Source organism: Burkholderia reimsis (assembly GCF_003294055.1).
Classification (GTDB): Bacteria; Pseudomonadota; Gammaproteobacteria; order Burkholderiales; family Burkholderiaceae; genus Burkholderia; species Burkholderia cepacia.
Window position 1 is genome coordinate 35,805 of sequence record NZ_QMFZ01000008.1, and the last position, 12,920, is coordinate 48,724.

Consider the following 12,920-nt stretch of genomic DNA (forward strand, 5'->3'; position numbering starts at 1 on the left):
GTCATTATTGATCTTCCGATTATTCATTATTTTTATTGACCGAGGAAGCCTACATTAGTCCTGTCGCCGGATCGCACGGCACTCACAAACCAAGGAGCAGGACATGAGCACATCGGAACAGGTCGCCCTCGTCACGGGTTCGTCGCGCGGCATCGGCGCGGAAATCGCGCGCCAGCTCGCCCGGGACGGCTTCCGGGTCATCGTCAACTATGCAGGGAGCGCCGGCCCGGCCCGCGAAGTGGTCGACGCGATCGTCGCCGACGGCGGCCATGCCGTCGCGGTGCAGGCGAACGTCGCCGACCCGGCGGCCGTGGCCGCGCTGTTCGACGCCGCGCAAGATGCATTCGGCGGCGTGGATGTCGTGGTCAATTCCGCGGGCGTGATGAAGCTGGCGACCATTGCCGACTGCGACGATGCGCTCTTCGACGATACGATCGCCATCAACGTGAAAGGCACCTTCAACGTATGCCGCGAAGCGGCCAGGCGGGTGCGCGACGGGGGACGCATCATCAACCTGTCGACCAGCGTGATCGGCATGCGCATGCCGACTTACGGCGTGTACGTCGCCAGCAAGGCGGCAGTCGAAAGCCTGACTCAGGTGCTCGCGCAGGAAATGCGCGGGCGCGGCATTCGCGTGAATGCCGTCGCGCCGGGACCGGTCGCGACCGAGTTGTTCCTGCAGGGCAAGAGCCCCGAACTCGTCGATCGGCTCGCGAAGCTGAACCCGCTCGAGCGGCTCGGCCAGCCCGACGACATCGCGCGCGTCGTCGCATTCCTCGCCGGCCCCGACGGCGCGTGGGTCAACGGCCAGATCCTGCGCGCCAACGGCGGCATGTGCTGACGGGCCGCCTGCCTCGCCCCTCGCTTACCGGAGAAAGATCATGAAGGAAGTCATTCTCGTCACGGGTGCGTCCAGCGGCTTCGGCCTGCTGACGGCCCAGGCGCTCGCCCGCGCCGGCCACACCGTCTACGCGTCGATGCGCGAAAGCACCGGCCGCAACGCGCCGCGCGTCGCCGCCATTGCCGCCTACGCGCAGGAGCACGGGGTCGACCTGCACACCGTCGAGCTCGACGTCGGCGACGACGCGTCCGTCGGTGCCGCCATCGATCGCGTGATCGCGGACAACGGCCGCCTGGACGTCATCGTCCACAATGCCGGCCACATGGTGTTCGGTCCGGCCGAAGCGTTCACGCCCGAGCAGATCGCCCTGCTCTACGACATCAACGTCGTGTCGACCCAGCGCGTCAACCGCGCGGCGCTGCCGCACCTGCGCCGTCAGGGCCGCGGCCTGCTCGTCTGGGTGTCGTCGTCCTCCGCGCGCGGCGGTACGCCACCGTTCCTCGCCCCTTACTTCGCCGCGAAGGCCGCGATGGATTCGCTCGCGGTGTCCTATGCCGCCGAACTCGCCCGCTGGGGTATCGAGACGTCGATCGTCGTGCCGGGCGCCTTCACCCAGGGCACGAATCACTTCGCCCACGCGGGCAAGCCGGCCGATGCGGCCGTGCAGGCCGCCTACGACGACGGCCCCTATGCGGGCGTCGCCGGGCAGGCGCTGCAGGGCCTCGCCGCGCTCGAACCGGCAGACGCCGATGCCGGCACCGTCGCGACGGCGATTGCCGACATCGTCGCCGCACCCGCCGGCAAGCGTCCGTACCGCGTATTCGTCGATCCGTCGCAGGACGGCGCGGAGGAGGTGTTCCGCGTCGGCGATCGCGTGCGCCGCGAGATGTTCAGGAACATCGGCCTCGCCGACCTGCTGGCCGCCCGCGTCGGCAGTTGATCCGGTGCGCGCCCGGCGCCGGGCACGCCGGCGCGCATCAGTGCGGCTCGCAGAACCCGAGGATCGCTTCCGCAACCGCCGCCGGCGCCTCGCGCTGCGGAAAGTGGCCGACGCCGTCCAGCACCTGCCGCGCGTAGCGGCCCGTGAAGAAGCGCTCACGCCCGGCCGAGCTGTCCGGATGATTGCAGGTATCCGCGCCGCCGTGCAGCACCAGCGTCGGCAATGCCAGCACCGGCGCGGGATTCAGGCGCGCGTCGTCACCGGCATGGGCCGGCGTGCCCGGCGCGAATCCCCACCGATGCCGGTACGAATGCAGGACGACGTCGATCCAGTCGGGGCCGTCGAACGCGTCTGCCGCCGCCTCGAAATCGCCGTCGCGATACCAGCCCGGTGGCGACCACGTGTCCCACATCAAACGGGCAAACGCGCGGCGATCGTCGCGCAACGCCTGCTCGCCGCGCGGCGTCGCCATGAACCAGTGATACCAGTAATTGCGCGCCTGCTGCAGCGACAGCGGCTGCCCGGGATCGTTGGTGCCGTATCCGACCGACAGCATCACGAGATGCGATGCGGCGTCATCGCGCAGCCCGCACGCGTTCGCGGCCGCCCGGGCGCCCCAGTCGTGCCCGACCAGCATGGGTCGCTCGAGGCCGAGCGCATCGACGAAGTCGAGCACATCTCGTCCGAGCGCCGCGAGCTGGCCGCTGCGCGGCACGGATGCATCACGAAAGCGTGTCGGCGCAAAGCCGCGCAGCGCAGGCGCGAGCACGCGGTAGCCGCGCGCGGCAAGCGTCGCCGCCACGGCGCCCCAGCCGATCGGGCTGTCCGGCCAGCCGTGCAGCAGTACCGCCACGCGCTCGCCGCGCGGGTTCCATTCGAGATAGGCAATATCGAGCGACGCGGTCGTCGCATGCGCGTAGGTCGTCATCGTGCACTCCGTTGAGTCGATCCGAGTGGACGATGGTAGGCCGGTCGTTCATCACGATTCGCGGAGTATCATTGTTCACTCTTCGCGTATTGTGTTGAATCGAACCATGGAACCGCTGACCGATCCCGCGTCGACCGCGCTCGACATCACGCTGCTGCGCACCTTCCTCGAAGTCGTCGACAGCCGCGGGTTCGCACCGGCCGCGGAACGGCTTGCGTTGACACCGTCCGCCGTCAGCGGCCACATCAAGCGGCTCGAACAGGCGGCCGGCACGGTGCTGCTCGCGCGCACGACGCGCCGCATCGCGCTCACGCCGGCCGGCGACACGCTGTACGCGTACGCGCGCAACATCGTCGACATGGAGCGCGAAGTGCGCGCGAGGCTGCGCGGCGCGCCGGCGCACGGGCCGCTGCGGGTCGGCGCGTCGGAGGATTTCGCGGGCGCATGGTTGCCGCATGTGCTGCGCACGTTTCGCGATCGCCACCCGCGCACGTCGATCGAACTGAAGGTCGGCATCACCGCGTCGCTGCTGCGCGAGCAGACGCTCGGCCGGCTCGACGTCGTGTTCGGCAAGCAGTGCCGGCAGGTCGACACGCCGGGCGAACTGCTGTGGGAAGAGCCGCTCGTGTGGGCGTTCGCGTCGGATCGCACGCTCGATGCCGGCGGCGACGTGCCGCTCGCGCTGTTTCCGCAGCCATGCGTTTATCGTGAAGCCGCCGTCGCGGCACTCGCCGCCGCGCTGCGCCCGTTTCGCGTGCTGTTCGAGAGCGGCAGCATGGCCGGCTGCGTGTCGGCCGCGCTCGCCGGCTTCGCGGTCACGGCGCTGGCGCGCAGCCAGTTGCGCGACGGCTTGCGCGAATGCGGGCCGCAAGACGGCCTGCCGGCGTTGCCGGCCGCACGCTTTTACGCGTTCGCGTCGAAGCCCGACGGCGCCGGCGCCGCGCTGATCGACGCGGTGCGGGCCACCGGGCGCACGCGGCAGTTCTCCGCACACGCCGACTGAACGCGCGCCGGTCGCAATGGATGTCGAATGCCGCCGGCGCGCCCCCGCCGATCGCGGTCGGCGCGTGCGGGCGCGGCGCCCCTTTCGGTCGCCGGTCCTCAGTCGCCGGTCGCGGTCGCGCCCGTGCCGTTCAGCGCATCCGCCATCAACTCCGCGAACCATTCGATGAACGCGTTGAGCCGTCTCGACCGGTGCCGGCGATGCGGATACACGGCCGACACGTCCATCGGCGCGGCACGGTGGCCGGGCATCACGTCGACGAGTGCGCCGCTGTCGAGCAGATGCTCGACGTCGAAGCGCGGAATCTGGATCAGCCCCATCCCGGCGATGCAGCTGGCGATATAGGTTTCGGCGTTGTTGACGATCACGCGGCTCGGCAGCGTGAGGGTGTACCGCTGGCCGTCCGAACAGTATTCCCAGTCGAGTTCACGCCCGGTCGTCGGCGACGCATAGCCGATCGCCCAGTGTCCGTGCGCGAGCGCATCCGGATGCTCGGGCACGCCGCATTCGCGCAGGTAGTCGGGGCTCGCGCAGTTGATCAGCGTGAACTGCCCGAGCGGCCGCACGACGAGACTGCTGTCCGCGAGCCGCCCGACGCGGATCGCGCAGTCGACGCCCTCCTGCACCAGGTCGATCGACCGATCCGTCGAGCCGAGCGACAGTTGCAGCTTCGGGTAACGGCGAAACAGCGACGGCAGCGCGGGCGCCACCATGCGGCGCGCGATCCGGCTCGGCACGTCGACGTTCAGCCGGCCGATCACGTCGCGGTCGCGGCGGCGGAACAGGCGGTCGAGTTCGTCGGCTTCCGCGAGCAGGCGCCGGCCGCGTTCGAGCAGCAACGCGCCGTCGGCCGTCAGCTGCACCTGGCGCGTCGTGCGATGCAGGAGGCGCGTGCCGAGCCCCGTCTCGAGTTGCTGGACGGCCGCCGACACGGTCGCGCGCGGCACGTCGAGCGCGTGCGCGGCCTTGATGAAGCTGCCCATCTCGGCAACCTGCAGGAAGATTCTGACCTGATCCAGCTTGTCCATCGGCAGGGAACGTAGGTTCGGAAACGCGTCGCCGCCGGCTGTCGCGCGTCGCGGCAAGGTTCGGCGGCACAGAAAAACGGGCGCGCAGCCGCGAGGCCGCGCGCCCGTCCATTGTCCACGCAAACGCGCCATTGCGGTGCACGCCGCACCCCGCGACGTCCGCCGAAGCGGCGCGTTGCCCGGCCGGTTACTTGGTCGCTTATTTGGTCGTATAGCCGCCGTTGATCAGGATCGTCTGGCCCGTGATCCACCAGCCGTCGGTGACGAGATGGCGAATGAACGGCACGACGTCCTCGATGTCGGTCAGGCCCGTCTTGCTGAACGGCGACAGCGCGGCCGCCGTCTTGTGATACGCGACCGCATCGGCGCCCTCGGCCGGATAGAAGAACGGCGTGTCCATCGGACCCGGCCCGACGGCCGTCACCGAGATCCCGCGCGCGCCGTACTCCTTCGACGCCGCACGCGTGAAATGCTCGACCGGCGCCTTCGATCCTTCGTACGCCGCATAGAACGGCGTGAACGCGCCGAGCAGCGACGTCACGAGCGTGACGAGCTTGCCGTGATCCTCGAGGTGCCGCCCCGCTTCCTTGATGAAGAAAAACGCCGACTTGCTGTTGACCGCGAACATCTCGTCGTACTCGGCCTCGCTGATCTCGGTAAACGGCTTCTTCAGCACCTTGCCGACCGTGTTGATCGCGATGTCGATCTTGCCGAAGCGCTGTTTCGCGTCGTCGAACAGCTTCTCGACCGCGGCGGCCGTCGTCAGGTCGCCCTGGAACGTGGCAGCCTCCGCGCCAGCCGCGCGCACCGCGGCGGCCGTCTCCTCGGCCTGTGCCTGCGATGCGGCGCTGTTGTAGTGAATCGCCACTGCCTTCGCGCCGTGGCTCGCCAAATCCCGGGCGATCAGGCCGCCGAGATTCTTTGCGCCGCCTGCGATCAGGACGACCTTGTCTGCGAGCGTATGAATTGCCACGGTGGACTCCTTTTCTCGATGAACGAATCCTGGAGTGTAGGCACGCGCGACGCACCGGTCAGCCGGTCGCGGCTGGATGGATTATCCAGAAAATCCGCCCAATCGCCGCAACGTAATGTGGCCTGCCGCACCGACAGGATTTCCGGAATCGCCGATCGATGCCGCGGATGCCGGCCGGCTCAGCGCGCGTACAGCGCCGCGTCGATCTTGCCGAGCAGCCATTGCATGCCGGCCAGATGCTGCTGGTCGTGGCTGCACAGGTAGTGGACGAGCCCGCGCACGGTCAGCGAGCCGTAACCGTCGAACTCCCCGGTGCGTGCGAGCTGCTCGGGCGTGAGGCGCGACACGAGGTCCAGCGTCTCGCGCCGTGCTTCGCGGATCGCCGCGAGCACGTCGGACGCATACGCGTCGTTGTAGCGGCGCTCGATCGCGAGCGCGTCGCCATCGATCGACACGAGTAGCGGCCGGTCTTCCTCGAGCATCCGCCGCAGCCGCACGTGATAACCGTCGGTCTCGATGTCGCGCACGTGGCAGAGCTGTCCGAGCGGCGAGAAGTGCTCGCTCGGGATTCCGGCCCAGTCGCCGGGCGTCCAGCGCGCGTAGCCGTCCGGGACGGCTGCGAAATGCGCTTCGAGCTGACGGGGAAAATCGGCGAGTGCGTCGAGCGTCGTCGGATTCATGCGGGACTCCCTGTCGAATGGAAGCGACGGCAGCCCTGGCACGGGCCTGCCGCCGCCGTTGCGTCACGTCACTTCACGCTGAAGCCGTACGCGCCCTGCGTGCGGTGCCCGTCGGTCGCGACGGCCACCCATTTCACCGTATAGGCGCCCGTGCCGGCCGCCGTGAGCGGCACCGTCATCCGCTTGCGGTTCGACGCGTCGATGCGCGCACGGCCGTCCGACACCGTCTTGCCGTTGCCGTCGACGACGACGATCGAGCTGAACGCCGGCTCCAGCGGCTCGGTGAAATCGATCGTGACGGCAGCCGGTGCGGCGGCCACCGCCGCGCCCGCCGCCGGGTCGCTCTTCGCGAGATGCGCGTGCGCGAACGCAACCGACGAGACGGTTGCGGCGAGGATGACAGCGGCAGCCTTGCGGCCGAACGGGAACGAAGCGAAAGGCATGGACTTTCCGTGAAGAGTGAACGGGCGCCGCGCCCCGCGCGGCGTACCGGCAGCTTACCAGCGCATGCGGGTTCACGCCGGCCGCGCGCCGCCGCTTGATAGAATGCGCGCGCTATGGATCTCGAAAGCATTCTCTACACCCAGGGCTTCGGCTCGCGCCGCCAGTGCCGCGGCCTGATCGAAGCGGGCCGCGTCAGCGTGGCGGGCGCGTGCGCGACCGACCCCGACGCCGCGTTCGATACCGACGGCCTTGTGTTCTCGGTCGACGATACGGCGTGGCCGTTCCACGCGCGCGCATATCTCGCGCTCAACAAGCCGGCCGGCTACGAGTGTTCGCGCGACCCGCAACACCACGCGAGCGTGTTCAGCCTGCTGCCCGCGCCGCTCGTCGCGCGCGGCGTGCAGTGCGTCGGACGTCTCGACCAGGACACGACGGGCCTGCTGCTGCTGTCGGACGACGGCCAGTTCGTGCACGCGTACACGTCGCCGAAGCGCAAGGTGCCGAAAACCTACGTGGCGACCGTGCGCCACCCGCTCGACGACGCGCAGCTGAATGCGCTGCGCACCGGCGTGCAGCTGCACGGCGAGCCGAAGCCGATCGCTGCGGTCGCCGCCGACGCGCGCGCACCGCACGCGCTCGCGCTGACCGTCCTCGAAGGCAAGTATCACCAGGTCAAGCGCATGGTCGCGGCGGCGAGCAATCGCGTCGAAGCGCTGCATCGCGAAAGCATCGGCGGCTTCGCGCTGCCGGGCGATCTCGCGCCGGGTGCGTGGCGCTGGCTCGATGACGCCGACCTTTCAGCGCTGCGCAATCCCGTCGAAACCCTGTAAGGGAAAATCCGCACGATCGTTCGGTGCCCGGCCGCGTCTCGGCCGCATGTTCCCCCGCTATACTGAAATCACAAGCTGCACGAGCAGCGATGCAGGGGGAGATACCATGAACGTCAACCATACTTTCGAACTGTCGTACATGATGATCGCGTTCGCGGTCGTCGGTGTCATCGTGATCGGCGGCCTGCTGGCCATGATGCACGCGAAGCACAAATATCATCCGAACCTGATTGGCGCGCTGATCGGCGCGCTGCTGTGCTTCCTGCTGATCGAGGCATTACCGGCGCTGACCTGATGCGCTGCCCGGCGCGAGCGTTTGAAGGAAATCGTCTACGGTCGGATACCGCAACGTCACGCACAATTCGGCCTTGAGCCGTGCGTTGGACAGGCGCCGCGACTCGCGCATGAACGACAGCAGGGTCGGCTCGAGCTGACGCTCGGCGTCCGCGCGGCTGACGCGTGGCGGCCTCGGCAGGCCGAGCGCCTGCGCGACCCGGTCGAAATATTCCCCCATCCGCAGTTCGCTGTCGTCCGACGCGTGCACGGCGCGCGCCGGCTTGCCGCGTTCGGCCGCGCGGCGCAGGATCGCCGCGAGATCGTCCGCGTGGATGTGGTTCGTGTAGACGTCGTCGGCCAGTTCGAGTGCCGGCGTGCCGCGCTCGAGCCGTGCGACCGGCAGGCGGTTCGCCGCGTAGATGCCCGGAATGCGCACGATGCGCGCGGACAGCACGCCGCGCACCGTCGCCGCGCGCAGTTGCCGCTCGGCCGACACGCGTCGGAACGCGCGCGGATTCGCGGGGCGCAAGGGCTGCGTCTCGTCGATGCGCGCGCCGCCGCAGTCGCCGTATACGCCCGTCGTGCTCGCATAGACGAGCCTCGGCGCGCGAAGGCCGTCGGGTACAATACGCGCTCCCCGAACGGGTGCGCCGGCCTGCCGTGCAGCGGTGCGCAGCGTTCGGAGCCGGCCGACCGCCGGTGCCGGCGGAGTCGAAGGCCGACGCGCAGGCACGGTCGTTGCGGCAATCAGCGCACGCGTGCGCCGGTCGTCGCGGCCGTCGGATGGCGGCGGCGCGAGATGCAGGATCGTGCGGGCCAGGCCCGCGAGGCGGCCGAGCGTCGCCCGGCGATCGAGGTCGCCGACGATCGGCGTCGCGCCCGCGGCACGCAGTTCGTCGCGGCGGGCCGGGTGGCTCGTCAGCGCGAAGATCCGCAGGCTGCGGTGCGTGTCGCGCCATTGCGCGACGCAGCGCATGCCGACGTCGCCGCAGCCGACGATCAGTGCGCGCGGCCGGCGCAGGATTCGAGTCGCGATCATGTTGGTTGCGAAATCAGTAGCCACCGTTGCGCGACGCGCAACGGGCTTGCATTGTAGCTGCCGTGCCCGACATGCACGGTCCCCACATTTTGTTCTAGTTTGGTTCTATGGCATTCAACGTCACTCTCAAGCAAAGCGGCCGGCAATTCCAGGTCGAGTCGGACGAAACCGTGCTGGCGGCTGCACTGCGCCAGAACGTCCATCTGCCGTACGGCTGCAAGAACGGCGCGTGCGGCTCCTGCAAGGGCCAGATCGTGTCGGGCCAGATCGAACAGGGCCCGCACGCCGCGTCGGCGCTGTCCAACGACGAGCGCACGCGCGGCCTCGCGCTGCTGTGCTGCTCGAAGGCGCAGTGCGATCTCGAAATCGACGTGCGCGAAATCGCCGGCGTCGACGGCGTGCAGGTCAAGAAGCTGCCGTGCCGGATCGCCGCGCTCGAACGCAAGGCCGACGACGTGATGGTCGTGAAGCTGCAGCTGCCCGCCAACGAACGCCTGCAGTATCTCGCGGGCCAGTACGTCGAGTTCATCCTGAAGGACGGCTCGCGCCGCAGCTACTCGATGGCGAACGCGCCGCACGAGGAAGGCCCGATCGAGCTGCACATCCGCCACATGCCGGGCGGCAAGTTCACCGACCACGTGTTCGGCGCAATGAAGGAGCGCGACATCCTGCGCTTCGAAGGCCCGCTCGGCACGTTCTTCCTGCGCGAGGATTCCGACAAGCCGATCGTGCTGCTCGCATCGGGCACGGGCTTCGCACCGATCAAGGCGATCATCGAGCACGTGAAGCACACGGGCATCACGCGCCCGATGACGCTCTACTGGGGTGCACGCCGCAAGAAGGACATCTACCTCGACGAGCTCGCCGAGCAGTGGGCACGCGAGATCCCGAACTTCAAGTACGTGCCGGTGCTCTCCGAGCCGGACGCCGGCGACCAGTGGACGGGCCGCACCGGCTTCGTCCATCGCGCGGTGATCGAGGATCTGCCCGACCTGTCGGGCTACCAGGTGTACGCGTGCGGCGCGCCGGTGATGGTCGAATCCGCGCAACGCGACTTCACGCAGCATCACGCGCTGCCGGCCGACGAGTTCTACGCCGACTCGTTCACGAGCGCCGCCGATCTCGCGCATCCGGTCTGACCACCCGCGTCCCGCGTTGCGCACCGCGATGTCACATCCGTGGCATCGCGGCGGTTTACAGTGAGGCGCGGGATGCCTTATGCTTGCGCACATGAACTGCTTCCTGTCCGCCCTTCGACGTCGCCGCTCGCCGCTCCGCCCGGATGCCGCAGGCTCGTCACGGACTCGCGCGTAACCCCCACACCGCTTCACCGGTTACGCACAAGCTGTTCGACCCACCAGCCACGGCCTTCCGTGGCTTTTTTATTGCCTGTTTCCCTTTCAACGCCCGCTGGAGTCTGCTGCCATGCCCCTGAACGATTATCCGATCGACTCGCTGATGTACATCACGAACCGCCCCGACATCGTGTTTACGCACGGCAAGGGTTCGTGGCTCTACGATCACACGGGCAAGCGCTATCTGGACTTCATCCAGGGCTGGGCCGTCAACAGCCTCGGCCACTGCAACGACGGCATCGTCGAAGCGCTGAAGACGCAGGCGGAAAAGCTGCTGAACCCGTCGCCCGCGTTCTACAACGAACCGATGGCGAAGCTCGCGGGCCTGCTCACGCAGCACAGCGTGTTCGACAAGGTGTTCTTCACGAACAGCGGCGCGGAGGCAAACGAAGGCGCGATCAAGCTCGCGCGCAAGTGGGGCCGCAAGTTCAAGAACGGCGCCTACGAGATCATCACGTTCGACCACAGCTTCCACGGCCGCACGCTCGCGACGATGTCGGCCAGCGGCAAGCCGGGCTGGGACACGATCTACGCACCGCAGGTGCCGGGCTTCCCGAAGGCCGAGCTCAACGACATCAACTCGGTCGAGAGGCTGATCACCGACAAGACCGTCGCGGTGATGCTCGAGCCGATCCAGGGTGAAGGCGGCGTGATTCCGGCGACGCGCGAATTCATGCAGGCGCTGCGCGCGCTGACGAAGCAGCACAACCTGCTGCTGATCGTCGACGAGGTGCAAAGCGGCTGCGGCCGCGCGGGCACGCTGTTCGCATACGAGCTGTCCGGCATCGAGCCGGACGTCATGACGCTCGCGAAAGGCATCGGCGGCGGCGCCCCGCTGGGCGCGCTGCTGTCGAAGGCCGAGGTCGCGGTGTTCGAGGCCGGCGACCAGGGCGGCACGTACAACGGCAACCCGCTGATGACGGCGGTCGGCTATTCGGTGATCTCGCAGCTCGTCGCGCCCGGCTTCCTCGAAGGCGTGCGCGCGCGCAGCGAATACCTGAAGCGCAAGCTGCTCGAACTGTCGGAAGAGCGCGGTTTCGAAGGCGAACGCGGCGAAGGCCTGCTGCGCGCGCTGCTGCTCGGCAAGGACATCGGCCCGCAGATCGTCGAGAAGGCGCGCGACATGCAGCCCGACGGCCTGCTGCTGAACGCCGCGCGGCCGAACCTGCTGCGCTTCATGCCCGCACTGAACGTGACGACCGAAGAGATCGACCAGATGATGGCGATGCTGCGGTCGGTTCTCGACACGCTCTGAGGAGACCCCGCCGATGGATGCCGCCGCCGATGCTGTCGCAATCCGCCCGTTCGAACGCGCCGACACCGATGCCGTGCTCGCGGTATGGCGCGACGCGTTCCCGCAGTACGACGAAGCCGGTGCGCCGCCGCACCGCGATCCGATGCGATCGATCGAGCTGAAGCTCGCGACGCAGCCGGAGCTGTTTTTCGTCGCGACCAGCGGCGCACGCGTCGTCGGCACGCTGATGGCGGGTTTCGACGGACATCGCGGCTGGCTCTACTCGTTCGGCGTATCGAACGACGCGCGGCGGCTCGGCATCGGCCGCGCGCTGATCGCGCATGCGGAACGCGCGCTCGCCGCGCGCGGCTGCCTGAAGATCAACCTGCAGGTGCTGCCGGGCAACGACGACGCGTGCCGCTTCTACGCGGCGCTCGGCTACCGCGTCGAGGAGCGCATCTCGTTCGGCAAGACGCTGCCGGCCGCATGACGCGACAGCCGGCCGCCGGCGATCTCAGCGCGTGATCGGCCCCGCGCCCGGCAGCGGATTGCCGAGCGCGTCGGTCGGCACGGCCTGCTGCTCGAACGCGGCGAAATAGGCGGCCCACTGCGTGTCGCTCACGCGCACGATCAGCGCGCCGTCCTGCCAGATGTCGTTGTGGTCGTTGTGGTCGTCGCCCGCACGGTGCACGTAGTTCGAGCCGGTCGAACCCTGGTTCATGTGCGTGTCGTGGATGCCGTTGCCTTCGGCATACGAGCGGCCGAACACGACGACGTCGAGCTCCTGCGACTGCGCGGCGTTCACGAGCCGCAGCAGCGACGGGATCGGCTCCGGATTCTCGGTGCCGTCCATCACGGCGCTCGCGCGCCACGCCCCCGTTTCGTTCAGGATGTCGCTGCGCAAGTAGTCGAGCGCGGGCAATGCGGCCTGCCCCGTCAGGTCGGTATAACCTTCGGCCGCGGCCGCGAGCGTCTGCGTGATCGGGTGGTGGAAATCGTAGACGAGCTTGTAGTTCAGCAAGTCGTCCGCGTCGCTGGTGCCGACGTTGATCGCGACGTCCCAGTTGCCGCCCGGCAACGCCAGCGTCAGGTGGATGTGATACTGGATCTCGCTGCCGTGCGGCGAGCCCTTCAGCTTCGCCACCGATGTCACCTTCGCCTTCACGAAACCGTAGTCCAGACTCATGCGTGCTCTCCGTGTCCCGAGGGGCCGTCGATGCTACACGGCCCGTGTGTCGGTTTGTGGGCGACCGGCTGCGGACGACCCGCTGCGGGTGGCCGCCCCATCGCCCCCGCGCCGCGTGCGCGGCGTAACAGTCGAATGGAGTCGCATCCGAACGCACAAGTTC

At 68.6% G+C, this 12,920-nt stretch carries 15 protein-coding genes; 8 read left to right on the plus strand and 7 right to left on the minus strand.

Annotation, left to right across the window (positions count from 1 at the left end; translation table 11 throughout):
* Window positions 1-103 precede the first annotated feature (103 nt).
* Window positions 104-841, plus strand: a complete 738-nt coding sequence (locus DPV79_RS11910; protein ID WP_113045516.1) for an SDR family oxidoreductase — start codon at window positions 104-106, stop codon at window positions 839-841.
* Window positions 842-881: 40 nt separating this feature from the next.
* Window positions 882-1,781, plus strand: coding sequence for an SDR family oxidoreductase (locus DPV79_RS11915; RefSeq protein ID WP_113045517.1), 900 nt, complete (start codon window positions 882-884; stop codon window positions 1,779-1,781).
* Between the two features lie 37 nt (window positions 1,782-1,818).
* On the opposite strand, the gene DPV79_RS11920 is transcribed toward DPV79_RS11915, so the two are convergent.
* Window positions 1,819-2,709 carry an alpha/beta fold hydrolase gene (locus DPV79_RS11920; RefSeq protein WP_113045518.1) on the minus strand — a complete coding sequence of 297 codons (891 nt, stop codon included), beginning with the start codon at window positions 2,707-2,709 and terminating at the stop codon, window positions 1,819-1,821.
* 106 nt (window positions 2,710-2,815) lie between these two features.
* On the opposite strand from DPV79_RS11920, the gene DPV79_RS11925 reads away from it, so the two are divergent.
* Entirely contained in the window at window positions 2,816-3,712 is an 897-nt protein-coding gene (locus DPV79_RS11925; RefSeq protein ID WP_113045519.1) for a LysR family transcriptional regulator, read from the plus strand.
* Between the two features lie 98 nt (window positions 3,713-3,810).
* Here DPV79_RS11925 and DPV79_RS11930 read toward each other — a convergent pair whose 3' ends face one another.
* The 4 genes from DPV79_RS11930 to copC form a co-directional block, all read right to left on the minus strand.
* Complete coding sequence (locus tag DPV79_RS11930; protein ID WP_048022592.1) at window positions 3,811-4,740, minus strand: LysR family transcriptional regulator; 930 nt, start codon at window positions 4,738-4,740, stop codon at window positions 3,811-3,813.
* A 199-nt stretch (window positions 4,741-4,939) separates the two neighbouring features.
* Window positions 4,940-5,713, minus strand: coding sequence for an SDR family oxidoreductase (locus DPV79_RS11935; RefSeq protein WP_021160770.1), 774 nt, complete (start codon window positions 5,711-5,713; stop codon window positions 4,940-4,942).
* Window positions 5,714-5,892: 179 nt separating this feature from the next.
* Complete coding sequence (locus DPV79_RS11940) at window positions 5,893-6,393, minus strand: DinB family protein (RefSeq protein WP_059493058.1); 501 nt, start codon at window positions 6,391-6,393, stop codon at window positions 5,893-5,895.
* Between the two features lie 68 nt (window positions 6,394-6,461).
* Complete coding sequence (copC, locus tag DPV79_RS11945) at window positions 6,462-6,836, minus strand: copper homeostasis periplasmic binding protein CopC (protein WP_021160768.1); 375 nt, start codon at window positions 6,834-6,836, stop codon at window positions 6,462-6,464.
* Window positions 6,837-6,950: 114 nt separating this feature from the next.
* Here copC and DPV79_RS11950 point away from each other — a divergent pair, with 114 nt between their 5' ends.
* Window positions 6,951-7,667, plus strand: coding sequence for a pseudouridine synthase (locus DPV79_RS11950; RefSeq protein WP_048022595.1), 717 nt, complete (start codon window positions 6,951-6,953; stop codon window positions 7,665-7,667).
* A 106-nt stretch (window positions 7,668-7,773) separates the two neighbouring features.
* Entirely contained in the window at window positions 7,774-7,962 is a 189-nt protein-coding gene (locus DPV79_RS11955) for a hypothetical protein (protein WP_021160766.1), read from the plus strand.
* Here the strand turns inward: DPV79_RS11955 and DPV79_RS11960 are convergent.
* Complete coding sequence (locus DPV79_RS11960) at window positions 7,945-8,982, minus strand: NAD-dependent epimerase/dehydratase family protein (protein WP_113045520.1); 1,038 nt, start codon at window positions 8,980-8,982, stop codon at window positions 7,945-7,947. The two genes, DPV79_RS11955 and DPV79_RS11960, sit on opposite strands and share 18 nt — an antisense overlap.
* 107 nt (window positions 8,983-9,089) lie before the next feature.
* On the opposite strand from DPV79_RS11960, the gene DPV79_RS11965 reads away from it, so the two are divergent.
* The 3 genes from DPV79_RS11965 to DPV79_RS11975 all read left to right on the plus strand — a co-directional run bounded on the left by DPV79_RS11965 (window position 9,090) and on the right by DPV79_RS11975 (window position 12,061).
* Complete coding sequence (locus DPV79_RS11965; protein WP_021160764.1) at window positions 9,090-10,121, plus strand: CDP-6-deoxy-delta-3,4-glucoseen reductase; 1,032 nt, start codon at window positions 9,090-9,092, stop codon at window positions 10,119-10,121.
* Between the two features lie 286 nt (window positions 10,122-10,407).
* Window positions 10,408-11,592, plus strand: a complete 1,185-nt coding sequence (locus DPV79_RS11970) for an acetylornithine transaminase (protein ID WP_027786679.1) — start codon at window positions 10,408-10,410, stop codon at window positions 11,590-11,592.
* Window positions 11,593-11,605: 13 nt separating this feature from the next.
* Window positions 11,606-12,061, plus strand: coding sequence for a GNAT family acetyltransferase (locus DPV79_RS11975; protein ID WP_027786678.1), 456 nt, complete (start codon window positions 11,606-11,608; stop codon window positions 12,059-12,061).
* A gap of 24 nt (window positions 12,062-12,085) precedes the next feature.
* Here DPV79_RS11975 and DPV79_RS11980 read toward each other — a convergent pair whose 3' ends face one another.
* Window positions 12,086-12,757, minus strand: coding sequence for a DUF2278 family protein (locus DPV79_RS11980; protein ID WP_113045521.1), 672 nt, complete (start codon window positions 12,755-12,757; stop codon window positions 12,086-12,088).
* Window positions 12,758-12,920 lie beyond the last annotated feature (163 nt).